Below are 25,851 nucleotides of genomic sequence, written 5' to 3' on the forward strand. Positions count from 1 at the left end.
CGATTGCTCGCCTACTTGGCGCGCTTGAAGATCTTGTTGCCCAGCCAGACCAGCGGGTCGTACTTCCGGTCGGCCACGCGCTCCTTCATCGGGATCAGCGCGTTGTCAGTGATCTTGATGTGCTCGGGGCAGACCTCGGTGCAGCACTTGGTGATGTTGCAGTAGCCGAGCCCGTGCTCCTCCTGGGCGGACTCCTGCCGGTCGGCCACGTCGTACGGGTGCATGTCCAGCTCGGCGATCCGCATGAGGAAGCGCGGACCGGCGAAGGCCGGCTTGTTCTCCTCATGGTCGCGGATCACGTGGCAGACGTTGTTGCACATGAAGCACTCGATGCACTTGCGGAACTCCTGCGAGCGCTCGACGTCGACCTGCTGCATGCGGTACTCGCCCGGACGCACGCCCGCGGGCGGCGTGAACGAGGGGATCTCGCGGGCCTTCTGGTAGTTGAAGGACACGTCGGTGACCAGGTCCTTGATGACGGGGAAGGTCCGCATCGGGGTGACCGTGATGGTCTCGTCCTCGGAGAAGGTGGACATCCGGGTCATGCAGCCCAGGCGCGGCTTGCCGTTGATCTCCATGCTGCACGAGCCGCACTTGCCGGCCTTGCAGTTCCAGCGCACGGCCAGGTCGGGGGCCTGCGTCGCCTGGAGCCTGTGGATGATGTCGAGGACGACCTCGCCCTCGTTCACCTCGACGGTGAAGTCCTCAAGCTTGCCCTCGCCGCCCTCACCACGCCAGACCTTGAACTTCGCCTTGTAACTCATTTGGCAATCCCGTCGAACTCGGCCATCTCTTCGTCGGTGAGGTACTTCTTCAGCTCGTCCCGGTCGAACAGGGTGATCAGGTCGTCGCGCATGGACGGCTGGGTCTTCTCCACGACCTGGACGTCGCCGCCGTCCGCCGTGGAGCAGACGAGCAGCTTGCGGCGCCATTCCGGATTCATCCCGGGGAAGTCGTCGCGCGTGTGGCCGCCGCGGCTCTCCTCGCGCAGCAGGGCGGCGCGGGCCACGCACTCGGAGACCAGCACCATGTTGCGCAGGTCGATCGCCAGGTGCCAGCCGGGGTTGTAGATCCGCGAGCCGGCCGCGCCGACCTGGCGCACGCGCTCCTTGAGCTTCTCCACGACCTCCATGGCCTCGGAGACCTCTTCGGCCTTGCGGATGATGCCGACCAGCTCGTTCATGGTCCGCTGGAGCTCGTGGTGCACCTCGTACGGGTTCTCGCCGTCGCGCTGGAGGGGCGCCAGGGCCTCCTCGCGGGCCGCGTCCACGAGCTCCTGGGCGACCTTGGGACGGGCCTTGAGCCCGTCGACGTACGCCGACGCGCCCGCGCCCGCGCGCCGCCCGAACACCAGCAGGTCGGACAGCGAGTTGCCGCCCAGCCGGTTGGAGCCGTGCATGCCGCCGGACACCTCGCCCGCCGCGAACAGCCCGGGTACGGCCGCCGCGCCGGTGTCGGCGTCCACCTCGACGCCGCCCATGATGTAGTGGCAGGTCGGGCCCACCTGCATGGGCTCGGCGGTGATGTCGACGTCGGCCAGCTCCTTGAACTGGTGGTGCATCGACGGCAGCCGCTTCTTGATCTCCTCGGCCGGCAGGCGGGTCGAGACGTCGAGGAAGACGCCGCCCTGGGGCGATCCGCGACCGGCCTTGACCTCGGAGTTGATCGCGCGGGCCACCTCGTCACGCGGCAGCAGCTCCGGCGGGCGCCGGTTGTTGGCCTGGTCGTTGTACCAGCGGTCGCCCTCCTCCTCGGTGGTGGCGTACTTGTCCTTGAACACCTCGGGGATGTAGTCGAACATGAAGCGCTTGCCCTCGGAGTTGCGCAGCACGCCGCCGTCGCCCCGGACGGACTCGGTGACGAGGATGCCGCGCACGGACGGCGGCCAGACCATCCCGGTGGGGTGGAACTGGATGAACTCCATGTTGATCAGGTTGGCGCCGGCGAGCAGGGCCAGGGCGTGGCCGTCGCCGGTGTACTCCCAGGAGTTGGAGGTGACGACGTACGACTTGCCGATGCCGCCGGTGGCCAGGACCACGGCGGGGGCGTCGAAGAGCAGGAAGTTGCCGGTCTCGCGCCAGTAGCCGAACGCGCCGGAGATGCGGTCGCCGTCCTTGAGCAGGCGGGTGACCGTGCACTCGGCGAAGACCTTGATGTAGGCCTCGTGGTCGCCGTGCGTCTCGAAGTCCTCCTGCTGCAGCGCGACGACCCGCTGCTGGAGGGTGCGGATCAGCTCCAGGCCGGTACGGTCGCCCACGTGTGCGAGCCGCGGGTACTCGTGACCGCCGAAGTTCCGCTGGCTGATCTTGCCGTCCTTGGTGCGGTCGAACAGCGCGCCCCACGCCTCCAGCTCCCAGACGCGGTCGGGGGCCTCCTTGGCGTGCAGCTCGGCCATGCGCCAGTTGTTGAGGAACTTGCCGCCCCGCATGGTGTCACGGAAGTGCACCATCCAGTTGTCGTCGGAGTTGACGTTCCCCATGGCGGCGGCCGCGCCGCCCTCGGCCATGACGGTGTGGGCCTTGCCGAACAGTGACTTGCAGACGATAGCCGTGCGCTTGCCCTGCTGGCGGGCCTCGATGGCGGCCCGTAGCCCGGCGCCGCCCGCACCGATGACGACGACGTCGTATTCGTGACGCTCGATTTCCACTGGAAGAAGTCCTTTATGCGAACGGGAAGGCGATGACGCCCTTGGCGACCATGCGGACGTAGAAGTCAGCGATCATGACCGAGAACATCGAGGCCCAGGCGAGCTGCTGGTGCTTGGCGTTGAGCTTGGAGACGAACGTCCAGGCCCGGTAGCGCAGCGGGTGACGGGAGAAGTGGTTGAGCCTGCCCGCGGTGATGTGCCGGCACGAGTGGCACGACAGCGTGTACGTGTTGATCAGCACGGCGTTGACGACCAGGATCCAGGTGCCGAGCCCCTGCGGCTTGTGCACGAGCGCCAGGACGGCGTCGTAGGCCAGGACGAGGCCGATCACGATGGCGGCGTAGAAGAAGTACCGGTGGATGTTCTGCAGGATCAGCGGGAACCGGGTCTCACCGGTGTACTTGCCGTGCGGCTCCTGGACGGCGCACGCGGCCGGCGACAGCCAGAACGACCGGTAGTACGACTTGCGGTAGTAGTAGCACGTGAGCCGGAACCCGCCCGGCAGGCCGAGGATGAGCAGCCCTGGCGGCAGGGTGAACCAATCGCCGATCGGCGCCCACCCGAACAGCCGCGCGCCCTCGGGGCACGCCGTGGTCAGACAGGGCGAGGCGAACGGGGCGATGTACGGATCGACGAAATAACTGCCGTCGATGATCGCCCACACGCCGTAGACAAGGAACGAGCTGAGCCCGAGGAAAGTCAGCAGCGGGACCAGCCACCACCTGTCGGTGCGCAGCGTGCGCACCTTGACCTGGGCGCGTTGCCTTCTGACCGGGGCTTCGGGCGTCGTCTGGGTCATCGCGGACCTCTCCACCTCCCGCGGACCCTGCACACAGGGGGTCCGGGTCGTTTCACTGGGCGCGCGTACGGCGGGTGCGGTACCGCTCTGGGCGCGTATTGGTGGGGGATACGTTACGACGACCGCATAGGATTTTGTGAGCGGGGTCACTCACTTTTTCGATGACCCACTGTGATTCCTGTCACGTAGGCGCGTCAGGGCCGCCGGCCGGGTGTCGGGAGCTTCGCCACGGTCACGAAAAAATCATCTATTTGCCGGACAACACGGATAAATTGCTCGAAATCCACCGGCTTCGACACATAAGCATTGGCGTGCAACCGGTAGCTGTGCAGGATGTCCTCCTCCGCCTCCGAGGTCGTCAGGATCACCACCGGGATCGTCCGCAGCGCGGCGTCGGCCTTGATCTCGCGCAGCACCTCCAGGCCGTTCATCCGGGGCAGGTTGAGGTCGAGCAGGATCAGGTCGGGCCGGGGCGCGCCGGCGTAGGCGCCCTCCCGCCGCAGGTACGCCATCGCCTGCTCGCCGTCGTTGACCACGTCGAGCCGGTTGCGCACCTTGTTGAGGGCGAACGCCTCCCTGGTGAGCAGGATGTCCCCCTGGTCGTCCTCCACGAGGAGCACGTCGATCGGGTGCCAGTCGGTCATGCGTCGTCTCCTTCCGCCGGAAGCGTCCAGCGGAACGTCGCGCCCTGGTCCGCCGGTGTGTCGTCGAGCCGGAGCTGCCCGCCGTGGTACTCGACGATCTTCCGGCAGAGCGCGAGGCCGATGCCGGTCCCCGGGTACACGTCGCGAGGGTGCAGCCGCTGGAAGATCAGGAAGATGCGGTCGGCGTACTTGGGGTCGACGCCGATGCCGTTGTCGGAGCAGCTGAACTCCCACATGTCGCCCTTCCGCTCGGCCGTGAGGATCACGCGTGGCGGCTCCTGCGAGCGGAACTTGACCGCGTTCTCGACGAGGTTCTGGAAGAGCTGGGTGAGCTGCGGCCGATTGCCCTCGACCATGGGCAGGTCGTCGTGGACGACGGTGGCGCCGGTGTCCTCGATCATGGCCGACAGGTTCTCCAGGGCCCGGTTCAGGGCCTGGCCTGAGTCGGTCGGCGCGCGCCCGCCGTTCACCCGGCCCACCCGGGAGAAGTCGAGCAGGTCGTTGATCAGGAGCTGCATGCGCTTGGCGCCGTCGACCGCGTAGTGGATGTACTGCCGGGCGCGGTCGTCCAGTTGCGGGCCGTACCGCTGCTCCAGCATCTGGGTGAAGCTGGCGACCTTGCGCAGCGGCTCCTGGAGGTCGTGGCTGGCGACGTAGGCGAACTGCTCCAGGTCGCCGTTGGACCTGCGCAGCTCGTCGGCCTGGTCGGCGGCCTCGCGCCAGGCCGAGACGATGCGGCGGCGCATGGAGTCGACGTGGCTGGACAGCTCGCTCAGCTCGGCCGGCCGGTCGACGCCGAGCCGGTGGTCGAAATCGCCGGCGGCGACCGTGCGGACCTGCTCGGTGAGCCGGGCGACGGGCTTGAGCACGGCGTGCCGGACGACGAACGCCAGGCCCGCCCCGCACGCCGCCAGCACCGCGAACATCACGATCAGCGCCACGTTGAGCCGGTCGAGCTGGGCGGCCACCTCGGGCCTCGGGTTCAGGGCCCGCGCGTGCGCGATCATCGTCATGGTGACCACTACGCCGGCCGCGAACGCGAACCCGGCCACCGCGCCGATGACCAGGAACCAGCGGGCCACCGGCAGCCTGCCGAGCCCGGTCGGCGGCTTCGGGGGCGGCAGCGGATGGATGCTCATCCCGGTCTCCTCGACACCATGACCACCGCGAGGTCGTCGCTCGGCTTCCCGACGTGCGCGATCAGCCGGTCGAGGTCGATCGCGCCGTGCTCGCGCACCAGCCCGACCAGGCCCTCGACGCCGAGCGCCTCCTTGCGCTCGCCGACGGCCGCCTCGATCAGGCCGTCGGTGTAGAGCAGCATCGACCACTCCTCGCCCAGCGGCACGTCGATGACCGCCCACTCGGCGTCGGGGAAGATGCCGAGCGGCGGACCCGAGGGCGTGCCGTCCACCGCCGCGGGCACGCCCCCGCGGACCAGCACCGGCGGCGGGTGCCCGACCACGCGCATCCGGGCGTCGCGCAGGTCGGGCGTGAGCGTCGCCATGCACAGCGTGGTGAAGATCTCGGGCGCCTTGCGCTCGGCGCGCAGGAGGGCGTCCATCGTGCGCAGCAGCGTGTCGCCGGTCTGCCCGGCCAGCACCAGCGTGCGCCAGGCGATGCGCAGCGCCACGCCGAGCGCGGCCTCGTCGGGCCCGTGTCCGCAGACGTCGCCCACGACGACGTGCACCGCGCCGTCGGGCGTCTGGACCATGTCGAGGAAGTCGCCGGCCAGCAGCGTGCCCCGGTCGCCCGGCAGGTAGCGGATCTGGTGGGTGATGGCGTCGGTGCGCAGCAGGGGCACGGGCAGCAGGCCGCTCTCCAGGCGGGCGTTCTCCTTGGCGGTCAGCTCGGCCTCGAACAGCCTGAGCTGGGTCAGGTCGGCGCGCTTGCGCTCCATCGCGTACCTGATCGCCCTGGCCAGCAGGCGGGCGTCGATGTCCTGCTTGACCAGGTAGTCCTGGGCGCCCGCCTGGACGGCGGCCACGCCGACGTGCACGTCCCGCAGGCCGGTGAGGACCAGCACGGCCGCGTGCGGGGCCAGCGCGAGCACCTCCTCCAGCGCTTCGAGCCTGCTGGCGTCGGGCAGCGTGAGGTCGACGAGCACGCACTGGATCGTCGGGTCGAGCTTGGCCCTGGCCTCCTGGAGGCTGCGCGCCCAGAAGATCGTCGGTGGCGCCACGGCCTGGTTGAGCAGCTCTTCGACAAGGAAGGCGTCGCCGTCGTCGTCTTCGATGAGGAGCAGTGTCAGCGGCTCGTCGAGGTTTGCCGTCACACACGCCTTTCCCGGGGGAGTCGGGCTGTTGCTGCTCATTCTGCGATGAGTTCGACCCCTTGCGGAAGCGTGCCTTCCTGGCCGGCCTCGACCACGAAGGAGAGCAGGGTCTCCCGGAACGCCTGCGCCGCCCTGGTCGGCTCGACGTCCTTGCGGTGGGCCAGGGCGATCGTCCGGCTCAGGCCGGGCGGCGCGAGCGGCGTGCCGGACAGCCCAGGACGCCCGTCGAGCACCATCGACGGCACCACGGCCACGCCGAGCCCCGCCTCGACGAACCGCAGCACCGCGTCCATCTCGCCGCCCTGCACCGAGAACCTGGGCTCGAACCCGGCCTGGCGGCAGGCGGCGAGGGTGGCCTCGCGCAGGTCGTAGCCACGCCTGAACATCACCATCTGCCGGCCGCGCAGGTCCTCTATCCGCAGGTACGGCCCCCGGGCCCGCTCGTGCGAGGGCGCGACCACGACCAGGTTCTCCCGCAGGATCTCCTCGGTCACCAGCGAGGGGTCGTCGCTCTGCAGCGGCATGATGATCAGCGACAGGTCGAGCTGCCCCCTGGCCAGCGCCCTGACCAGGTCACGCGACCCGCCCTCCTCCACCAGCAGCTCCACCCCCGGGTACGCCTGGTGGAAACGCGCCAGCGCGTCGGCCAGCAGGCCCGCGCACAACGACGGCGTGGCCCCCAGCCGTACCCGGCCGCGGCGCAGCCCCGCCAGCTCGGCCACCTCCTGCCGGGCGGTGTCGGCGTCGGCCAGCATGCGGCGGGCCAGGGGCAGCAGCGCCTCGCCCGCGGCCGTCAGCGTGACGTTCCCGCGCGCGCGGGAGAACAGCGGCGCGCCGAGCTCGCTCTCCAGAGCCTTGATCTGCTTGCTGAGCGAGGGCTGGGCGACCCGCATGCGCTCGGCCGCCTGGGTGAAGTGCCTGGTCTCCGCGACCGCGACGAAGTAGGCGAGCTGCTGCAACTGCATGTGATTTTCCTCGCACCGGCCGAGCATTTTTCCTTATGCCGACCGTATAAACCAAGCATCATAGCCGGAAGCTATGGAAACCAGATCCGCGATGACTTGGACGGATCATTGCTGGATACCTAGCGTTCAAACGTGACTGCCACGATAGAGCGCGGCGCCGCCACCGCGCCTGTTAACGCCCCCAAGGGTGCCTCACCCGCACCGACGTCCAAGAAGCCGAGCCGGTTCCTGAGCTCGTCGAACGGCAAGAAAGTCGTCATGGCCGTCACGGGCGCCGTGATGGTGTCCTTCCTCGTCCTGCACATGCTCGGCAACCTCAAGATCTTCCTCGGCAAGGACTCGTTCAACGAGTACGCCGACGCGCTGCGCACGCTCTTCGAGCCCATCGCGCCGTACCGGACGGTGCTGACGATCCTGGAGATCGGGCTCGTCGTCTCGGTCGTGCTGCACATGTGGGCCGCGATCTCGCTGTCGCGCAAGGCGGCCAAGGCCCGGCCGGTCAAGTACGTGGCCAAGAAGTCGCAGGCCAACGGCTACGCCACGCACATCATGCGGTTCGGCGGCCTGACGATCCTGCTGTTCCTGGTCTGGCACCTGCTCGACCTCACCTTCGGCGTCGTGAACCCCAAGGGCTTCGACTCCGCGCCCGCCGACCGCATGATCGCCGGCTTCGACGCCTCCCGCTGGTGGGTGACCCTCATCTACCTCGTGGCCGTCGTCATGGTCGGCCTGCACCTGCGGCACGGCATCTGGAGCGCCTTCCAGACGCTGGGCTGGGCCAACCGCAACCGCTACCGCGGCCTGCGCCTGACGGCCGCCCTGGTCTCGGCGGTCCTGGTGGTCGGCTTCCTGGCCCCGCCCCTCGCCATCACGTTCGGAGTTGTGAAGTGAAGTACACCGAAGGCTCGGAGATCCGGGACGCCAAGGCTCCCGCCGGTCCCATCGAGGAGCGGTGGGAGAAGCGGAAGTTCAGCGCCAAGCTGGTCAACCCGGCCAACAAGCGCAAGCTCAACGTGATCGTCGTCGGCACCGGCCTGGCGGGCGGCTCGGCCGCGGCGACCCTGGGCGAGCTGGGCTACAACGTCAAGTCGTTCTGCTACCAGGACACGCCCCGGCGCGCCCACTCCATCGCCGCCCAGGGCGGCATCAACGCCGCCAAGAACTACCGCGGCGACGGCGACTCGATCTACCGGCTCTTCTACGACACGGTCAAGGGCGGCGACTTCCGCGCCCGCGAGTCGAACGTCTACCGCCTGGCCCAGGTCTCGGTGAACATCATCGACCAGGCCGTGGCCCAGGGCGTGCCGTTCGCCCGCGAGTACGGCGGCCTGCTGGACACGCGCTCCTTCGGCGGCGCCCAGGTCTCCCGTACGTTCTACGCCCGCGGCCAGACGGGTCAGCAGCTCCTGCTGGGCGCGTACCAGGCGCTGGAGCGGCAGATCGCGGCCGGGACCGTGGAGATGCACACCCGCCACGAGATGCTCGACCTGATCGTCTCCGACGGCCGGGCGCGCGGCGTCATCGTGCGCGACATGGTGACCGGCGAGATCGAACGGCACCTCGCCGACGCCGTGGTGCTGGCCACCGGCGGTTACGGCAACGTCTTCTTCCTGTCCACGAACGCCAAGGGCTGCAACACGACGGCCATCTGGCGGGCGCACGAGCGCGGCGCGTACTTCGCGAACCCGTGCTACACGCAGATCCACCCGACCTGCATCCCGGTCTCCGGCGAGTACCAGTCGAAGCTGACGCTGATGTCGGAGTCGCTGCGCAACGACGGCCGCGTGTGGGTGCCGCTGCGCAAGGACGACGACCGGGCCCCCGGCGACATCCCGGAGGAGGAGCGCGACTACTACCTGGAGCGCATCTACCCCGCCTTCGGCAATCTCGTCCCGCGTGACATCGCCTCCCGCGCCGCCAAGAACGTCTGCGACGAGGGCCGCGGCGTCGGCCCCGGCGGGCTCGGCGTCTACCTCGACTTCCGCGACGCCATCAACCGGCTCGGCCGCGACGCGGTGGAGAAGAAGTACGGCAACCTCTTCGAGATGTACGAGCGCATCACCGGCGAGAACCCGTACGACGTGCCGATGCGCATCTACCCCGCGGTCCACTACACGATGGGCGGCCTGTGGGTGGACTACGACCTGCAGTCCACGATCCCCGGCCTGTTCGTGATCGGCGAGGCCAACTTCTCCGACCACGGCGCCAACCGGCTCGGCGCCTCGGCGCTGATGCAGGGCCTGGCCGACGGCTACTTCGTGCTCCCGACCACGATCGGCGACTACCTGGCCAACGGCCCGTACGGCGAGGTGGACGAGGAGGCCGTGGCCGAGGCGGAGATCAAGGTCCGGACCAGGATCGACCGCCTGATGTCGGTGAACGGCACCCGCACCCCCGACTCCTTCCACCGCGAGCTGGGCAAGCTCATGTGGGACTACTGCGGCATGGAGCGCACCGAGGAGTCGCTGCGCAAGGCCCTGGAGCGCATCCCCGAGCTGCGCGAGGAGTTCTGGAAGAACGTCAAGGTGTCCGGCACCGCCGAGGAGCTGAACCAGGTGCTGGAGAAGGCCGGCCGCGTCGCCGACTTCTTCGACCTGGCCGAGCTGATGTGCCTGGACGCCCTCGTCCGCACCGAGTCCTGCGGCGGCCACTTCCGCGCCGAGTCGCAGGACCCCGACGGCGAGGCCCTGCGCGACGACGAGCACTTCGCGCACGTCTCGGCCTGGGAGCGCACGCCCTCCGGCGAGACGGTGCTGCACAAGGAAGCGCTCGAATACGAGTACGTCAAGATGACCCAGCGGAGCTACAAGTGAACCTGACCCTCAAGGTCTGGCGTCAGAACGGCGCCTCGGACGCCGGACGCATGGTGACGTACCGGGTGGAGGACGTGTCCCCGGACATGTCCTTCCTGGAGATGCTGGACGTGCTGAACGAGCGGCTGATCGTGGAGGGCGACGACCCGATCGCCTTCGACCACGACTGCCGCGAGGGCATCTGCGGCATGTGCGGCATGGTCATCAACGGCGTGGCGCACGGCGAGCAGCGTGCCACGACGACGTGCCAGCTCCACATGCGTCACTTCGAGGACGGCGCCGAGATCACCATCGAGCCGTGGCGCGCCGCGCCGTTCCCGGTGGTGAAGGACCTGGTCGTGGACCGCAGCGCGTTCGACCGCATCATCCAGGCGGGCGGCTTCGTCTCGGTCCCGGCCGGCTCGGCCCCGGACGCGCACAGCGTCCCGGTGCGCAAGGAGGACGCCGACGCCGCGTTCGACGCCGCGACCTGCATCGGCTGCGGCGCCTGTGTGGCCGCCTGCCCGAACGGCTCGGCCTCCCTGTTCACCGCCGCCAAGATCACTCACCTCAGCCTGCTGCCCCAGGGCCAGCCCGAGCGCCTGGTCCGCGCCAAGGCCATGGTGGACCAGATGGACGCCGAGGGCTTCGGCGGCTGCACGAACACCGGCGAGTGCACGGCGGTGTGCCCCAAGGGCATCCCGCTGGACACGATCGCCCAGATGAACAGCGACTACCTCAAGGCCAACGCCAAGTAGGCCAGGTCGTCGAGCAGGCCCCGTCCCGGTACGCACCGGGGCGGGGCTTCTGCGATTTCTAGGCGAGCTGTAACAACAGGGGTGCTCGCACCACTTCCCGGTGTCAGAAGAACGCACCAGGGACGAAGGGGCTGCGCGGTGACGGATGATTCCCACCGTTTCACCGGCATGTACGACGAATGCCGACAACGGGTGTGGGCCTACGTGGTCAGTCGTGCGGGCCGACAGGTGGCCGACGAGGTGGTGAGCGAGACGTTCGCCATCGCCTGGCGGCGGCTGGACGACGTGCCCGAGCCGCCGCTGCCGTGGCTGCTCGGCGTGGCGCGCAACCTCCTGCGCGACGACGCCCGCTCACAGGCGCGCAGGGACGCGCTGGCCGCCGAGCTGGGCACCTGGACCGAGGACGGCCGTCCGGACGTGGCCGAGCAGGTGACCGAGCGCCTGGGCGTGCTGCGGGCGCTGGCCGAGCTGCACGAGGACGACCGGGAGGTGCTCATGCTGGTCGCCTGGCACGGGCTGACGCCCAAGGAGGGCGCCCGGGTCGTCGGCTGTTCCTCGGCGGCCTTCCGCGTACGGCTGCACCGGGCCCGCAAGCGCCTCGCCCGGGCCATGGAGTCGTCCGAACCGTCCCGTCCCTACGTGCGCAACCTCAGCGAGGAGTGGTCATGAACCCGATGGACGAACTCCGGGCCGCCCGGCCCGCGCACCTCGGCGACCGGCCGGTGGACGAGCGCACCAGGGCCGCCGAGCTCTCGCGCGCCATGTCGGGCGCCCGGCGGCCCCGGCGGCGGCGCGCGGTCGTGCGTCCGGTGTGGGGGCTCGCGGCCCTCGCGGCGGGGGCGACGGCGGTGGCCGTCGTGGTGGCGGGGAACGCGGCGCCGCAGCCCGGCGGGCAGGCTCCGCAGGCCGACGGCCAGGTTCCGCAGGCCGGGGAGAGCGCGTCCGCGACGCCGCGCAAGGTCACGCTGTCGGCCAGGGAGGTGCTGCTGGCCGCCGCGGAGAAGGCCGACCGGCAGCCCGACGGCACCGGCGACTGGTGGTACACCTCGTCGGTGAGCAGGTACGTCTACCCCGCCGTCAAGGGCGGCTACCTGGTCGTGGACCGGCAGCGCAACGACGAGTGGACGCCGCGCGCGACCGGCGGCGACCAGTGGAGCCGCCAGCAGCGGCTCGGCGCGGAGCCCGCCGGCGAGGCCGACCGGCTGGCCTGGGAGCAGGCCGGGTCACCCGGCGAGATCGACGTGGTCGTGCCGATGAAGAAGGTGGCCCCGATGCGCCTGTCGACCGCCTCCGGCAAGCCCGCGACCTCGCACAGCTCCCTGGTGGACGGCGACAAGGTCTTCTGGCTGGGCCGCAACGTCACGATGAAGGACCTGCGCGGCCTGCCGGACGAGCCGGCGAAGCTGAAGAAGTGGCTGCTCGACTCCTACACCGGGCACTCGACCGAGTCGTCCAGCGTGAAGATGTCCTCCGACGACTGGCTGTTCGCGGTCAGCGTCGGGCTGATCGTCGACATGCCGGTGACCCCGCAGGTGCGCGGCGCCGCCTTCCGCATGCTGGCCGGGCTGGACTCGGTGAAGGTCATCGAGAACGTCACCGACGCCGAGGGACGTACCGGGACGGCCGCGGCCCTGCGGGCGAACGACAAGAGGACCGGCGTGCGGGAGAGCCGCCTGATCTTCGACGAGGCCACCGGGCGGGCACTGGGCACCGAGAGCATCGTGGTCGAGCCGCGCGGCGCGATGGCGGTCCTGGAGCCGGGCACGGTGTCGAGCTCCGAGGCCGTCCTGGAGTCCGGCTGGACGGACGCCGGCCCCAAGCGCTGAGAAGGGCCCGCTCAGCCGGGAAGCAGGTTCAGGTGCAGGCGGAACCGGGTCCCGGAGGGGCCGGAACGCACCTCCAGCAGGTCGCAGAGCTGGCGGACCACCCACAGGCCGTGCCCGCGCAGGGCGGTCGGGGCGGGCGGCAGGTAGCCGGGCAGGACGGCCGTCAGCTTCCCCGGGTCGGTCACGTCGCACACGACGGCGTTCCCGTCGGTCCAGATCGCGAGGTCGCCATGTCCGCCGCCGTGCTCGACGGCGTTGGCGGCGACCTCGTTGACGGTCAGCAGCAGGCGGTCGGTCAGGGCGCGGGACAGGCCGAGCCGTTCGGCGGTCGCCCGTACGTGCCGGCGCACGCGGTGCAGGTCGCCGTCGAAGCGCAGCGCGGCCGCCCCGGGAGGCGGCGGCGGGAGCGGGTCGTGATCGGCGGCGCAGGTGAAGACCCCGGGCTCGACGTAGTCCGGGCTGGCACGGGGGCCGTCGCCGGTCAGCAGCCCAGGGTGGGTACGCCGGGCGCCGGCGACGACCCGGTCCGGCACCGCGCGCTCGTCGAAGGCGCAGACCATCCAGGCGGACCGGGCGGCGAACGCGGCGTTGACCGCGGACTCGTACCGGGTCCACTCGGTCTCCTCCAGCGGCGTGCGGCCGTGCCAGACAGGCTCGCCGATGACCCTGACCCGGGGGTTGCCGTCCAGGTAGCGGCCGTAGGCGGCCAGGGTGCGGCCCGGGGCGTCGTACCAGCCGCCGGTCTCGACGAACTCGACCCCGCCGGCGTCGTCGCCGAGGGCCCGCGTGAGCAGGGCGATGTTGGCGGCGGTGGTCACCGCGAGCACCTTCTCCCGCGCGGCCAGCCCGTCGCGGCAGAAGGGGACGGCCACCGCCAGGAAACCGGCGTCGCTGGAGTAGACGAGCGCCTGGTGGACCAGCGGGTGCTCGTCCGGCTGGTCGGCGACGGCGATCATGTGCGACCCGTTCTCTCGGCGACGGGACCGCTCATGGACACGCCTTCGGCCTGCCGCACGAGGCCGCCACAAGCAGTCGGAGGGGTCGGGCCGTACTCAACGGTATATCTCCCGGGTGCGCGCATACAGGGCGTATGTCGGTCACCCTAGCCAATGGACCGCCGGTACGCCTGCTGAAGCAGGCGATCGGCATCGAGCACCGTCACCTGACGTAGGGCCACACGGAGGATGCCCTCGCTTCGCCACGAGCCGAGGAGCTTGTTGACGATCTGGCGGTTGACCCCGACCCAGTTGGCGATCTCCTCCTGGGTCAGCGGCACCGTCACGCAGCGCCCTTCGGGGCCGTCGGTGCCGTAGCGCGAGAGCAGGTCGAGCAGGAGCAGCGCGAGCCGCTGGGAGGGCTTGCGCGACGCCATGGACAGCGGCATCCGGTTGACCTCCCTGAACCTGGAGATGAGCGACTGCTTGAGTATCAGGTCGGCGTGCCGGTGCTCCTCGATGAAGTCCAGGAACTTCCTGGTGCTCAGCCGGTAGACCCGGGTCTCGTCGAGCGCGACGATGGTGGCCCGGCGCCGCCCTCCGTCGATGGCCTCGAACTCTCCCACCAGGTTTCCCGGTCCGATGACGGTGACCAGGCAGTCGGTGCGTTCGGCGTCGGAATACAGCACCTTCGCGAAGCCGGACTGGATGACCATCACGCAGATCGGGGGCTCCCCGATTCTCATGAGCGGCTCGTCGCGGTGGAAGAGCTGCTCCTGGCTGAGGTCGGCGAGGGCTTGCTGCTCGTCCGGGGTGAGCGCGGTCCAGAAGACGGCTCCCGGATCTGTTCGGTCCGAGTCGAGGATGTGGGCCAGATAGTCGTATCGGTTCACGTCCGCTCCCGCTGATCGAATGCCGCGCGGGTCATCCCATCCACTTGGGATTCCCGGCTATCTTGCGGAGGGCAAGCGTGTCGTCGACGACCAAGGAGTTCTTGCGAGTCCTGACTATCCCGCGCTTGCGCCAGCCGGCGAGTATGTGGGCGACGGTGGAAAGGCTTGCTCCGATGATGCCCGCCAACTCGTTCTGGCTGAAGGGGAGGGTGTTCTTCTCCTCGGGGCTCTCGTCGTAGTAATTCTGTAGGGCGTCGAGGTTGTCGAGAATGGAAAGCGCCAGTCGCTGGCGCGCGTCGAGCACGCGATAGGCCAGTCGCGCGCGGTTCGACTGTCGAATGTGCCCGACCAGGATCTTGCACATGAGGGCCCAGCCCTCTGTGCGGGAGTTCAGGAATCCGACGAACTGCTCAATGGTCAGCGACAGCGCGACGACGTCGTTGATCGCCTGTGCCGTCGCGATCCGGCCGTCCTGCTCCACGGCCTCGAACGAGCCGACGACCGCGCCGACTCCCAGGACGTTGATCATCACCTCGTGCCCCTCGGCGTCGGCGATGTAGATCCGCACGACGCCCTTCCGCACGACCAGCACCTCCTCGGCGGGATCGCCGCTGCGCATGAGGATGCTGCCCGCCTGGAAACGCCGGAGGTGGCCGACGGACTCAAGGTGATCCCGATCCTCCGGCTGCAGGGATTCCCAGAAGGCGAAGGAGGAGGCGGAGGGGCCGCCTGCGTCTGGAGGTGGCTGCATCACCATTCCTAGCGGTCGTGGATCAGCCCGGCAACGCGGTCGCCGTGAACAGCCAGGCCACGAACAGGAGGATTCCCGTCATGGCGAGCCGCGGATACATCGCCCTCGCAACGGAACTGTACTTAGCCGTCGTCCAGGCGGCCAGCGTTCCCAGCAGGGCGAGGGCGGTGAGAAGGAGGAGGATCAGGGAGATCGTCCCGGCAGCTCCTTGTGCGACCCAGGTGGCGTGCAATGGGCCTGTTTGGGTGGCGAAACCCACCACGATGATGCCGACCGCGCCGGCGGTCAGTTCGGTCGGTGGCTCCCGGTCCGCTCTTCGCCTGACCATGTCGCTGCTCCTCTGTCGGGGTCCACCCCAACCATCGCCTCCCTCGGGCGACGACGTTGCCCTTCAGGCGACTCACCGTGAGTGCAATTCGACATGCTGTCAGTGTCGCTCCGGGAGCTGGGAGAACAGCGGTGACGCAGGGGATGCCCCGCGGGCGGGACATCCCCGGTCAGCCCTTGTAGTTGAAGATCTGGCGCAAGGTGTGCTGAACCTCGACCAGGTCCTTCTGGTCGGCCATCACCTGGTCGATCGGCTTGTACGCCTCAGGGTGCTCGTCCACCAGGGCGGCGGCGCGGTCCGCGTTCCAGGTGCGGCCCTTCATCGCCTCGGTCAGCGAGCGGGCCGACAACTCCCGCTTCGCCTTCGTGCGCGACATGCGGCGTCCCGCACCGTGGGAGCAGGAGTTGTACGACTCCGGGTTCCCCCGGCCGCGCACGATGTAGGAGCGGGTGCCCATCGAGCCAGGGATCACGCCCTCGTCGCCGGTGTCGGCCTTGATGGCCCCCTTGCGGGTGATCCACAGGGACTTGCCGTAGTGGGTCTCCTGCTGGGTGAAGTTGTGGTGGCAGTTGATCGTGCGGACGCGCCGGCCCGTCCCGACGACCTTGAACAGGGCGTCGATCAGCACCTTGTCCATGCGGGCACGCGAGGCCATGGCGTAGTGCTGGGCCCACAGCATGTCCTCGATGTACGCGGTGAACTCCGGCGTGCTCTGGACGAGGTACGCGAGGTCCGGGTCCTCCAGGCCGACGGCCTGCTTCCTCATCAGCTTCTTGGCGCCCGTGATGTGCATCTGGGCGAGCTGGTTGCCGATGCCGCGCGAACCCGAGTGCAGGACCGTCCAGACGTGGTCGCGCTCGTCGAGGCAGACCTCCACGAAGTGGTTGCCGGAGCCGAGGGTGCCGAACTGCTCGGCCACCTTCCTGGTCTGCTTCGGGTTGAGGTCGGTGTAGGGGACGCCGAGGTCGCTCAGCGTACGGTCGATCGACGGGTCCTCGTGGCCCTTGCCGACCCCGGCGGGGATGCGGCGCTCCACCATCGGCATCAGGGCGGCCAGGGTGTCGGGAAGGTCCGAGGCCGTGAGCGTCGTTTCCGTGGCCACCATGCCGCAGCCGATGTCCACGCCGACGGCGGCGGGAATGATGGCATTCTCCGTGGGAATCACCGAGCCGACCGTCGCGCCGATACCGACATGTGCGTCAGGCATGAGAGCGACGTGGCCGGAGACGAATGGCAGGCGGGCGGTACGTGCGGCCTGCATGATCGCGCCTTCGTCGATCTCGCTGGCCCACGACAGCAAATTCGGTGCGGGCTGGTTCGGCATGAATTCAGATCTCCTCGCTGGTTGATGATCAGTTTGGCTGTACCAGGGAGGAATTCCCACTCATTTTATCTAATGCGGCATTTATGGGCGCCTGCCCCCGTGCGCGGGATCCGCCTATGGGTGGGCGGCGGCGGCGCGGTCGGCGGCGCTGCGCAGGACGCAGAACTCGTTGCCCTCGGGGTCGGCGAGCACCGCCCAGCCCGTGCCGTCCGGCTCGCGGAGGTCGGCGATCAGGGTGGCCCCCCGGTGCACCAGGCGTGCCACCTCCTCGTCACGCGTGGAGTCGGGACGCAGGCACAGGTGCAGCCGGTTCTTGACCGCCTTCGGCTCCGGCACCTTGTTGAAGTGCAGGATCGGGCCCTCCCGCAGCATCACCCGGGTCTCCTCGTCCCCCGGACGGTCCTCCGGGTGCACGGGGCAGCCGGTCACCTCGCTCCAGAACCTGGCCAGCTCGTACGGATCCGCGCAGTCGATCGCGACGTTCTGCAATACCGACACCATGGTGGGATCCTGCCCCAATGCGGGGCGCATGTCGCGCGACACTTCTCCGACACCACAAGAAGGGGCCTGATGGAGATCGGCGAGCTGCTGGGAACGGGCCGCACCGCGGACGTGTACGCACTCGGGGACGGCCGGGTGCTGCGGCGCAACCGGTCCCCGGTGGACAGCCGCCGGGAGGCGGAGGTCATGGCCCACGTGGCGGCCCGCGGCTATCCCGTCCCGCGGGTGTACCCGGGCGGTCACGGGCCGGCCGACCTGGTGATGGAACGCCTGGCCGGGCCCACGATGCTGCACGCCGTGCTGGCCGGCCGGATGGAGCCCCGGGAGGCGGGGACGATCCTCGCGCGGCTGCTGCGCGGGCTGCACGAGATCCCGGCGCGGACGGCGGCCGATCCCGGGCACCGGGTGCTCCATCTCGACCTGCATCCCGACAACGTCATGCTGACGTCCCGGGGGCCGATGGTGATCGACTGGGCCAACGCCGAGGAGGGGCCGCCCGCGCTCGACCGCGCGATGTCCGCGGTGATCCTGGCCGAGGTCGCGGTGCGGCCGGAGACCGGGATCGCGGACGTGGCGCACGCCGTCCTGGGCGGATTGCTGGCCGGGCTCGGCGACGCCCTGCCGGGGGAGGAGCATCTGGCGGCGGCCAGGGCCAGGCGGGAGGCCAACCCGACGCTCAGCGCGGCGGAGATCGCCGGGCTCGGCGCGGCTGTGGGCGAGATCACGCGGCTCGCCGCCGCTCTGGGGTGACCCCGCCGTACCTGCGCGGTCGTCCCTGGCCGGGCCGGGAAGGCCGTGGATTACGGGGGAGCCGAAATCGCATTTGTGTGTTGTTCGCCTGCTGTTCGCTTTGTTGATCACTTGCTGCGCGAAGCTGACGGACGATCAAGAGCGACAGTAAGGATGAACATGCGCACGATCACCAAGACGCTCCTCACCGCGGGTGTGCTCGCCTGCGGGCTGGCGAGCGTCCTGCCCGCCCAGGCCGCCACCGCCGCCGTGGACCCGGCCGGCGTGTGCGGGTCCGGGTTCCGCGTCATCGACTCGCACCCGTTCAAGTCCGGCAGCACGGCGCTGGGCACGATCTACCTGTCCTACAACTCCGGCACCGGCAAGAACTGCGTCGTGACGGTCAACAAGACGCCGTACACGCGGTGGATGCGGGCGACGCTGAGCGTGCAGGGCGGCGCGACCAAGTCCGACGCCGGTGAGTTCAAGTCGTACGCGGGACCGGTGATCCTGTCCGCCAGCAACACCTGCGTCAAGTGGGGCGGCGCCTGGGACGAGTCGCCGTACGTGTGGACCAGCGGCTGGAGCCACTGCGGCTGATCCGTCAGGACGTCCGAGCCTCGGCCCCCGGGGCTCGGGCACCGGGGGGCGCGTCAGGCGCTCCAGGCGGCCGTGAGGTCGAGGCGTTCCTGCCACAGCTTCTCGCCGCCCCCGCCCGGCTCCCACCGCCCGCAGAACTCCAGCAGGTCGCGGCAGCGCGCCACCATCGACGCCTGCCGCTCGGTCCACGCCGGCACCGGGCCGCCGTAGGCGTCGAAGAAGCGCGGCAGCAGGGACACGTGCTCGGGGTGGTGGCTGCGGACGATCCACTCGCACCACGCGAGGTCCTCCACCGGCCGGCCCGGATGGGCCCACTCCCAGTCGAGGATCGCGGTGGTCTCGAACGTGGCGGGGTCGAACAGCAGGTTCTGGGGCCCGTAGTCGCCGTGCACGATGCCGAGGCGGTGGATGCGGGCGAGGACCCGGCCGCACTCGGCCAGCACCTCGGCGGCGCGGCCCTCGTCCAGGAGGTCCTGGCCGTGGACGCCGGCCACGAAGCGCGTGGTCAGGCTCGTGGCGGTGATCTGGTGGACCCGCGGGACCGGCAGCCGGCCGCGCAGGCGGCGCAGGTACCTGCTCTCCGTGCCCAGCCTGAAGGCGGCCTCCGGGCCCTGGTAACACTTGACGACCAGAGCGCCGTCGCCGACCGTGCTGTTGGTGTACCCGTGCTCCACAGCCAACGATTCTGGCGCACCCGCCCCCGTTCCGGGCGGTGCGGCGCGCTATCGGGACCGGGCCCGATACACGATGTAAGGGCGGAACAAATAGGTGATCGGCGCCGAAAGGGCGTGCACGAGGCGGCTGAACGGGAAAAGCACGAACAACGCCATCCCGATCACGGTGTGCACCTTGTAAAGGATGCTCGCGTGCCCCATCGCCGCGGTGTCCGGGTTGAGGGCGAAGATGCCGCGGAACCAGGGGGCGACCGTCGTCCGGTAGCTCACCTCGCTCGGCACGAACCCCGCCACCGTCGTCACCACGCCCGCGATGATGGCCGCGGCGAGCACCACGTACATGGTCTTGTCGTTCTTCGTCGTGGCCAGGAAGACGGGCCCGTTCGTACGGCGGCGGTAGACCAGCAGGACCAGCGCCACCAGCGTGGCCAGCCCGGCCAGGCCGCCCCAGATCAGGGCGTTGGCGTGGTACGCCTCGTTCGACACGCCGACCGCGTCCGTCCAGGAGATCGGGACGAGCAGGCCGGTGACGTGCCCGATGATCACGAAGATCAGGCCGTAGTGGAACACCGGGCTGGCCACGCGGAGCAGCGGGCTCTCGTAGAGCTGCGACGACCGGGTGGTCCAGCCGAACTTGTCGTACTTGTACCGCCAGATCAGTCCGCCGATGAAGATGACCAGGGTGACGTACGGCGTGACCGTCCAGAGCATGCTCTCGCCCCAGCTCACCGGTAGCCTCCCACGGTCTCGGCCGGCGGCCCCCCTGCGGCCAGGCGTTGCGCGGCGGCGCGTTCGGCGGACGTGAGCGGCGGCAGCGCCGCGCAGACCACCCCGATCACCTCCGTGTACGGCGAGCCCAGCCCGGTCAGGGCGGACAGCAGCAGCTCAAGCCCGATGCGATGCTCCCTCAGCACCGCCACGCCGGACGGGTCGAGCGCCGCGAACTCCAGCACGACCGGCAGGAAGTCGGGCAGCTCGTCCTCCATCAGCTCCCACCCGGCCACGCGGTAACGCTGCTTGAGCGCGGCCAGGGACGCGCCGCGGCGGCGGGTGTCACCGTCGGTGTAGTAGGTCAGGTAGAGGCAGCAGCGCCGGTGCAGGTCGAACGTCTCGACGTAGTGGGCGGCCAGGTCGCCCGCCTCCATGTCCGCGATCCGCGCCAGGAACGCCGCGAAGTGCGGTTCGGCGGCCTCCCTGATCAGCGGGAGGCGGCGGTGGAAACGTTCGTCGGGATAGGCGAGCAAGTGGGCGGCGGCCTGCCAGATCACGGCCTTGTTCATGATTTTCCCTTTTTCGGCGGGAAGAGCCCTGCCGGCCTGCCCCGGCCGTCCCAGTTGAGGAGGTTCACCCGGTCATGGGTGATCTCGTCGCTGGTCTGGCGGTCCTTGAGGCCGTGGAAGGACTCGACGGAGACCGGGAGCGGCTTGCCCGACGCCTCCCCGAAGGGGGCCTGCATGCCGGGGCCGCCGTAGTAGTCGAGGCTGCATCCGGCCTCCTCGACCACGCCGGGCACGTTGCCGTACGCGGTCGGGATGACGTACCGCTCGTCGTACTTGGCCAGGGCCAGCAGGCGGTACATGGCCTTGATGTCGTCCTCGGTCAGGCCGGTGTCCGGCAGGACCGGCTCCTGGCCCAGGTTGACCCCGCGCATGTACGAGCGCATCGCGGCCAGACGGCGCAGCGAGGCCGTCACCGGTACGGGATCGCCCGCCGAGAACAGCTCGGCCAGGTACGCCACGGGGATGCGCAGCGACTCGATGGCGGCGAACAGGTTGTCGGCGTCCTCGCCGTCGTGCCCGGTGTTCGCCAGGGCGTCCACGACGGGGGAGAGCGGCGGGACGTACCAGACCATCGGCAGCGTCCGGTACTCCGGGTGCAGGGGGAGCGCTATGCGATATTTCGTGATCAGGTCGTACACGGGGGACCTGCGGGCCGCCTCGATCCAGTCGGCGGGCAGCCCCGACGTGGCCACGGCCGGGTCGTCGGGGTCCACGAAGACGCCGAGCTGGGCCTCGTACAGGTCGCGCTCGTCCGGCACCGAGGCGGCCTCGCTCACCCGGTCGGCGTCGTACAGCAGGACCCCGAGGTAGCGCAGGCGGCCCACGCAGGTCTCCGAGCACACCGTCGGCAGCCCCACCTCGACCCGCGGGTAGCAGAACGTGCACTTCTCGGCCTTGCCGGTCCGGTGGTTGAAGTACACCTTCTTGTACGGGCACCCCGTCACGCACATCCGCCAGCCCCGGCAGCTGTCCTGGTCCACCAGGACGATTCCGTCCTCGGCCCGCTTGTACATGGCCCCCGACGGGCAGGAGGCCACGCAGGAGGGGTTCAGGCAGTGCTCGCAGATGCGCGGCAGGTAGAACATGTACGCCTGCTCGAACTCCAGCCTGACCTGCTCCGACAGCTTCCCCAGCACCGGGTCGGGGGACGGGTCGCCGCCCAGGTTGTCGTCCCAGTTCGCGCTCCAGCGGATCTTCATGGGCTCGTTGCTGATCAGCGACCTCGGCGGCGCGACCGGGACGTCGTCGGAGAGCGGGGAGCGGGTCAGGTTCTCGTAGTCGTAGGTCCAGGGCTCGTAGTAGTCCTGGATGGAGGGCATGAGCGGGTTGGCGAAGATGTTCGCCAGCTTGCGGAACCGTCCTCCGGCGCGGAGCGTCAGCCGGCCCCTGCGGTCGAGCTTCCAGCCGCCCCGCCAGCGTTCCTGGTCCTCGTACCGGCGGGGGTAACCCTGGCCGGGGCGGGTCTCGACGTTGTTGAACCAGACGTACTCGACGCCGGGACGGTTGGTCCAGGTCTGTTTGCAGGTGACGGAACAGGTGTGACACCCGATGCACTTGTCCAGGTTCATCACCATGGCGATCTGAGCCATGATCTTCATCAGTAGCGCACCTCCTGCGACCTGCGGCGAATGGTGGTGACCTCGTCCCGCTGGTTGCCCGTGGGGCCGAAGTAGTTGAAGGCGTACGAGAGCTGGGCGTAGCCGCCGATCATGTGCGTGGGCTTGATCAGGACCCTGGTCAGCGCGTTGTGGATGCCGCCGCGGCGGCCGGTCTCCTCCGACTTCGGCACGTCGATCAGCCGGTCCTGGGCGTGGAACATGTACACCGTGCCCTTCGGCATCCGGTGGGACACGATGGCCCTGGCCACGACGACGCCGTTGCGGTTGACCGCCTCGATCCAGTCGTTGTCGGCGATGCCGAGCCGGGTCGCGTCCTCGGTGGACATCCAGATGGTCGGGCCGCCGCGCGACAGCGACAGCATGAGCAGGTTGTCCTGGTACTCGGAGTGGATCGACCACTTGGAGTGCGGGGTCAGGTAGCGCAGGGTGGCGCTCTCGCCGAAGAGCTCGGCCATGTCCAGCGGCGGGCGGTAGATCGGCAGGGCCTCGCCGTACTCGTGCATCCAGTCGTGGTCGAGGAAGAAGTGCATGCGGCCGGTGAGCGTGTGCCAGGGCTTGCCGTTCTCGACGTTGATCGTGAACGGCGAGTAGCGGCGGTCGTGCGCCTCCTTGCCGGACCACTCCGGGCTGGCCGCGACGTGCGTGGGCCGCGCCTGGGTGTCGGCGAAGACGATGCGGTGGCCCTCGTCCACGAGGTCGTCGAAGTCGCCGCCGGTGCGCCGGGCGAGCTGGCGGAAGCCCTGGGCGGCCAGCCTGCCGTTGCTCACGCCCGACAGCGCGAGGATCGTCTCGCACGCCTTGGCGTCGGTGTCCAGCTCCGGCCGGCCCTTGGCGGCGCCGCGCGGCACCAGGCCGCAGCGCTGGCCGAGCCAGGCGACCTCCTCGTCCGGCGTGAACGTGACGCCCTTGACCTGGAGGCCCAGCTTCTCGGTGAGCGGGCCGAGCGCGGCCAGCTTCTCCGCGACCGCGCCGTAGTCGCGCTCGACCACCTTCAGCGTCGGCTCCGGCGTACCGGACGCGCGCCCGCCGGGCTGCCCGGTCTCGCCCGGCGTGTCGTGCTGGTACGGGACCACCACGACGTCCTTGCGCACCCCCAGCCGCTCCTTGGCCAGCGCGCTGAAGGCCCTGGCGATGGCGTGGAAGGCCGCGAAGTCCGTCCTGGTCTCCCAGGGTGGCGAGATGGCCGGGTTGAAGGCGTGCACGAACGGGTGCATGTCCGTGGAGGACAGGTCGTACTTCTCGTACCAGGTGGCGGCGGGCAGCACGACGTCGGAGTAGATCGTCGAGGAGGTCATCCGGAAGTCGAGCGTGAGCAGCAGATCCAGCTTGCCCCTCGGCGCCTCCTCGTCCGGGTGCTCCAGGTTGGACGTGGCGCCCAGCAGGTGGTGCAGGAAGTACTCGTTGCCCTTGGCCGACGAGCCGAGCAGGTTCGACCGCCACAGGGTCAGCACCCGCGGCCAGTTGGCCGGGTCGTCCGGGTCGTCGGCGGCGTGCCTGAGTCTGCCCTGCCGCAGCTCCTCCAGCGTGTACGCCACGGGGTCCTCGTGCTCGCCCAGCTCCAGCGGGTTGCGGTCGAAGGCGGGCGACATGGGCATCCAGCCGTTGCGGACGGCCTCGGCCACCAGGTCGGCCGTGTGCCTGCCGCGGAAGGCGCCTGGCCCGAGCGGCGAGGTCAGGGCGCCCGCGTCGAACCGGTCGTAACGCCACTGGTCGGTGTGCAGGTACCAGTACGGCGTGCCGGGCGCCTGCCGGGGCGGCCGCGACCAGTCGAGCGCGCCGGCCAGCACCGCCCAGCCGCTCTGCGGGCGGCACTTCTCCTGGCCGACGTAGTGGGCCCAGCCGCCGCCGTTGCGCCCCTGGCAGCCGGTCAGCAGCAGCAGCGACAGGAACGCCCGGTAGATCGTGTCGCCGTGGAACCACTGCGTGGCGCCCGCACCCATGATGATCATGCATCGGCCGCGGGTGGTCTCGGCCGTCCTGGCGAACTCACGGGTGATCTTGACCACCCGCTCGGCCGGGACGCCGGTGACCGGCTCCTGCCAGCCGGGCGTGCACGGCTGCTCCGCGTCGTCGTACCCGCCGGGCCAGAGGCCGGGCAGGCCGGGCCTGGGGACGCCGTACTGGGCCAGGAGCAGGTCGAACACCGTCGTCACCAGCCGTCCGGCGACGCGGGCGACGGGTACGCCCCTGCGCAGGGCGCCCTCGCCGTCGAAGCGCGGCAGCAGGAGCTGGGCCGACTCGCCGCCGTACAGGGTGAGCTTCGGGTCGGTGTCCAGGTCGAGGTTCCAGCGGCCCTCGCCGGAGTCGGTCCAGCGGAAGCCGACCGAGCCGTTGGGGACCACCGGCTCGCCGGACCCGCCCATGAGCACGGTCTTCCACTCGGCCGCCTCCTCCGCCGAGCCCAGGTCCTTGGCCGTGAGGAACTTGTCCGGCACGTACGCGTCCTCGTGCTCGCGCAGCGTGACGAGGAAGGGCAGGTCGGTGAAGCGCTTGACGTAGTCGGTGAAGTAGGGGACCTGGCGGTCGACGAAGAACTCCTTCAGCAGCACGTGCCCCATGGCCATGGCCAGGGCGCCGTCCGTGCCGGGACGCACGCTCAGGAACTCGTCGGCGAACTTGGCCGCGTCGCTGTAGTCGGGGGAGACCACCACGACCTTCTGGCCCCGGTAGCGCGCCTCGGCCATCCAGTGGGCGTCCGGCGTGCGGGTGACCGGGACGTTGGAGCCCCACATCATCAGGTACGCGGCATCCCACCAGTCGGCCGACTCCGGGACGTCGGTCTGGTCGCCGAACACCTGCGGGGAGGCCACCGGCAGGTCGGCGTACCAGTCGTAGAAGGAGAGCATCGTGCCGCCGATCAGCGACACGAACCGGGACCCGACGGCGTGCGAGACCATCGACATCGCCGGAATGGGGGAGAACCCCGCCACCCGGTCGGGCCCGTACGCCTGGATGGTGTGCACGTGCGCCGCCGCCACCATCTCGACGGCCAGGTCCCAGGTGACGCGGACGAGACCGCCCTTGCCCCGGGCGCCCTGGTAGGCCGCCCTCTTGTCCGGGTCGGTGGTGACCTCGGCCCAGGCGGCGACCGGGTCGCCCAGCCGCTCCCTGGCCTCCAGGTAGAGCTGGACCAGCACGCCCCGCGCGTACGGGTAGCGGATCCGGGTCGGCGAGTAGGTGTACCAGGAGAAGGCCGCCCCTCGCGGGCAGCCGCGCGGCTCGTACTCGGGCCGGTCGGGGCCCACGCCGGGGTAGTCGGTCTCCTGCGTCTCCCAGGTGATGATGCCGTCCTTGACGAACACCTTCCACGAGCACGAGCCCGTGCAGTTCACGCCGTGCGTCGAGCGGACCACCTTGTCGTGGCTCCACCGGTCGCGGTAGAAGGCGTCGCCTTCCGTGCCCCCCTTCAGGTAGAGGGTCCGCAGGTCGCCGCTGGTGGCCGATCTGCGGAGGAACCGGCCGGTCTTCAGCAGGAGATCCTCGGCACTCATACCCCCACTTCATCACAGAAAGT

At 69.8% G+C, this 25,851-nt stretch carries 25 protein-coding genes; 7 read left to right on the forward strand and 18 right to left on the reverse strand.

Translation table 11 applies throughout. The features are described from left to right. Nucleotides 1-11: 11 nt before the first annotated feature. The 7 genes from AB0J97_RS39040 to AB0J97_RS39070 form a co-directional block, all read right to left on the reverse strand. A complete protein-coding gene (locus tag AB0J97_RS39040) occupies nucleotides 12-764 on the reverse strand; it encodes a succinate dehydrogenase/fumarate reductase iron-sulfur subunit (RefSeq protein WP_352324162.1) in 753 nt (250 codons plus the stop codon). After that, on the reverse strand, nucleotides 761-2,647 hold the full coding sequence (locus AB0J97_RS39045; protein WP_357704161.1) for a fumarate reductase/succinate dehydrogenase flavoprotein subunit: 1,887 nt from the start codon (nucleotides 2,645-2,647) through the stop codon (nucleotides 761-763). The genes AB0J97_RS39040 and AB0J97_RS39045 overlap by 4 nt, the downstream gene beginning before the upstream one ends. 13 nt (nucleotides 2,648-2,660) lie before the next feature. Then, nucleotides 2,661-3,446: a hypothetical protein gene (locus tag AB0J97_RS39050; RefSeq protein WP_364098609.1), complete on the reverse strand. Its 786-nt coding sequence runs from the start codon at nucleotides 3,444-3,446 to the stop codon at nucleotides 2,661-2,663. A gap of 194 nt (nucleotides 3,447-3,640) precedes the next feature. Beyond that, on the reverse strand, nucleotides 3,641-4,090 hold the full coding sequence (locus AB0J97_RS39055) for a response regulator (RefSeq protein ID WP_364098612.1): 450 nt from the start codon (nucleotides 4,088-4,090) through the stop codon (nucleotides 3,641-3,643). Continuing rightward, a complete protein-coding gene (locus AB0J97_RS39060; protein WP_364098615.1) occupies nucleotides 4,087-5,229 on the reverse strand; it encodes an ATP-binding protein in 1,143 nt (380 codons plus the stop codon). The genes AB0J97_RS39055 and AB0J97_RS39060 overlap by 4 nt, the downstream gene beginning before the upstream one ends. Then, complete coding sequence (locus tag AB0J97_RS39065) at nucleotides 5,226-6,362, reverse strand: fused response regulator/phosphatase (protein WP_357704169.1); 1,137 nt, start codon at nucleotides 6,360-6,362, stop codon at nucleotides 5,226-5,228. The genes AB0J97_RS39060 and AB0J97_RS39065 overlap by 4 nt, the downstream gene beginning before the upstream one ends. 35 nt (nucleotides 6,363-6,397) lie before the next feature. After that, nucleotides 6,398-7,327 (reverse strand): LysR family transcriptional regulator, encoded by a 930-nt coding sequence (locus tag AB0J97_RS39070; RefSeq protein ID WP_357704171.1) that lies wholly within the window; start codon nucleotides 7,325-7,327, stop codon nucleotides 6,398-6,400. A gap of 132 nt (nucleotides 7,328-7,459) precedes the next feature. On the opposite strand from AB0J97_RS39070, the gene AB0J97_RS39075 reads away from it, so the two are divergent. The 5 genes from AB0J97_RS39075 (at nucleotide 7,460) to AB0J97_RS39095 (ending at nucleotide 12,703) form a co-directional block, all read left to right on the forward strand. Then, nucleotides 7,460-8,218, forward strand: coding sequence for a succinate dehydrogenase cytochrome b subunit (locus tag AB0J97_RS39075; RefSeq protein ID WP_357704173.1), 759 nt, complete (start codon nucleotides 7,460-7,462; stop codon nucleotides 8,216-8,218). Continuing rightward, nucleotides 8,215-10,140 (forward strand): fumarate reductase/succinate dehydrogenase flavoprotein subunit, encoded by a 1,926-nt coding sequence (locus AB0J97_RS39080; RefSeq protein ID WP_364098620.1) that lies wholly within the window; start codon nucleotides 8,215-8,217, stop codon nucleotides 10,138-10,140. Before AB0J97_RS39075 ends, AB0J97_RS39080 begins: the two co-directional genes overlap by 4 nt. Continuing rightward, the gene (locus tag AB0J97_RS39085; RefSeq protein WP_357704176.1) at nucleotides 10,137-10,877 is read left to right on the forward strand and encodes a succinate dehydrogenase/fumarate reductase iron-sulfur subunit; all 741 of its coding nucleotides are present in this window, start codon (nucleotides 10,137-10,139) and stop codon (nucleotides 10,875-10,877) included. The genes AB0J97_RS39080 and AB0J97_RS39085 overlap by 4 nt, the downstream gene beginning before the upstream one ends. 138 nt (nucleotides 10,878-11,015) lie before the next feature. Beyond that, nucleotides 11,016-11,546 carry an RNA polymerase sigma factor gene (locus tag AB0J97_RS39090; RefSeq protein WP_364098624.1) on the forward strand — a complete coding sequence of 177 codons (531 nt, stop codon included), beginning with the start codon at nucleotides 11,016-11,018 and terminating at the stop codon, nucleotides 11,544-11,546. Then, nucleotides 11,543-12,703, forward strand: a complete 1,161-nt coding sequence (locus tag AB0J97_RS39095; protein ID WP_364098627.1) for a CU044_5270 family protein — start codon at nucleotides 11,543-11,545, stop codon at nucleotides 12,701-12,703. The genes AB0J97_RS39090 and AB0J97_RS39095 overlap by 4 nt, the downstream gene beginning before the upstream one ends. Nucleotides 12,704-12,714: 11 nt before the next feature. Here the strand turns inward: AB0J97_RS39095 and AB0J97_RS39100 are convergent, their stop codons facing one another. The 6 genes from AB0J97_RS39100 to AB0J97_RS39125 form a co-directional block, all read right to left on the reverse strand. Further along, complete coding sequence (locus AB0J97_RS39100) at nucleotides 12,715-13,659, reverse strand: sensor histidine kinase (RefSeq protein WP_364098630.1); 945 nt, start codon at nucleotides 13,657-13,659, stop codon at nucleotides 12,715-12,717. Between the two features lie 146 nt (nucleotides 13,660-13,805). Then, nucleotides 13,806-14,531, reverse strand: a complete 726-nt coding sequence (locus AB0J97_RS39105) for a Crp/Fnr family transcriptional regulator (protein ID WP_357704184.1) — start codon at nucleotides 14,529-14,531, stop codon at nucleotides 13,806-13,808. 31 nt (nucleotides 14,532-14,562) lie between these two features. Next, nucleotides 14,563-15,282 (reverse strand): Crp/Fnr family transcriptional regulator, encoded by a 720-nt coding sequence (locus AB0J97_RS39110; protein WP_364098633.1) that lies wholly within the window; start codon nucleotides 15,280-15,282, stop codon nucleotides 14,563-14,565. A gap of 22 nt (nucleotides 15,283-15,304) precedes the next feature. After that, entirely contained in the window at nucleotides 15,305-15,610 is a 306-nt protein-coding gene (locus AB0J97_RS39115) for a hypothetical protein (RefSeq protein WP_357704188.1), read from the reverse strand. A gap of 169 nt (nucleotides 15,611-15,779) precedes the next feature. Beyond that, on the reverse strand, nucleotides 15,780-16,934 hold the full coding sequence (locus AB0J97_RS39120) for an RtcB family protein (RefSeq protein ID WP_364098637.1): 1,155 nt from the start codon (nucleotides 16,932-16,934) through the stop codon (nucleotides 15,780-15,782). Between the two features lie 114 nt (nucleotides 16,935-17,048). Then, nucleotides 17,049-17,435, reverse strand: a complete 387-nt coding sequence (locus AB0J97_RS39125) for a VOC family protein (RefSeq protein ID WP_357704192.1) — start codon at nucleotides 17,433-17,435, stop codon at nucleotides 17,049-17,051. 69 nt (nucleotides 17,436-17,504) lie between these two features. Between AB0J97_RS39125 and AB0J97_RS39130 the strand changes: the two genes are divergently transcribed. Both AB0J97_RS39130 and AB0J97_RS39135 read left to right on the forward strand, forming a co-directional pair. Continuing rightward, nucleotides 17,505-18,185: a phosphotransferase gene (locus AB0J97_RS39130; protein WP_364098641.1), complete on the forward strand. Its 681-nt coding sequence runs from the start codon at nucleotides 17,505-17,507 to the stop codon at nucleotides 18,183-18,185. A gap of 159 nt (nucleotides 18,186-18,344) precedes the next feature. Further along, a complete protein-coding gene (locus AB0J97_RS39135) occupies nucleotides 18,345-18,764 on the forward strand; it encodes a spore-associated protein A (RefSeq protein WP_364098644.1) in 420 nt (139 codons plus the stop codon). Between the two features lie 53 nt (nucleotides 18,765-18,817). Here the strand turns inward: AB0J97_RS39135 and AB0J97_RS39140 are convergent, their stop codons facing one another. Genes AB0J97_RS39140 through AB0J97_RS39160 form a run of 5 tightly spaced genes read right to left on the reverse strand, consistent with a single transcriptional unit; the run spans nucleotide 18,818 to nucleotide 25,828 of the window. Further along, entirely contained in the window at nucleotides 18,818-19,438 is a 621-nt protein-coding gene (locus tag AB0J97_RS39140; protein WP_364098647.1) for a phosphotransferase, read from the reverse strand. Between the two features lie 48 nt (nucleotides 19,439-19,486). After that, entirely contained in the window at nucleotides 19,487-20,167 is a 681-nt protein-coding gene (gene narI, locus AB0J97_RS39145; protein WP_364098650.1) for a respiratory nitrate reductase subunit gamma, read from the reverse strand. Beyond that, nucleotides 20,164-20,718 (reverse strand): nitrate reductase molybdenum cofactor assembly chaperone, encoded by a 555-nt coding sequence (gene narJ / locus AB0J97_RS39150; protein ID WP_357704201.1) that lies wholly within the window; start codon nucleotides 20,716-20,718, stop codon nucleotides 20,164-20,166. The genes narI and narJ overlap by 4 nt, the downstream gene beginning before the upstream one ends. After that, on the reverse strand, nucleotides 20,715-22,316 hold the full coding sequence (gene narH, locus AB0J97_RS39155; RefSeq protein ID WP_364098655.1) for a nitrate reductase subunit beta: 1,602 nt from the start codon (nucleotides 22,314-22,316) through the stop codon (nucleotides 20,715-20,717). Before narH ends, narJ begins: the two co-directional genes overlap by 4 nt. Continuing rightward, nucleotides 22,316-25,828, reverse strand: coding sequence for a nitrate reductase subunit alpha (locus tag AB0J97_RS39160; RefSeq protein WP_364098658.1), 3,513 nt, complete (start codon nucleotides 25,826-25,828; stop codon nucleotides 22,316-22,318). Before AB0J97_RS39160 ends, narH begins: the two co-directional genes overlap by 1 nt. Nucleotides 25,829-25,851: the final 23 nt, after the last annotated feature.

The organism is Nonomuraea sp. NPDC049607, from assembly GCF_040675375.1.
In the GTDB taxonomy this organism is placed as follows: Bacteria; Actinomycetota; Actinomycetes; order Streptosporangiales; family Streptosporangiaceae; genus Nonomuraea.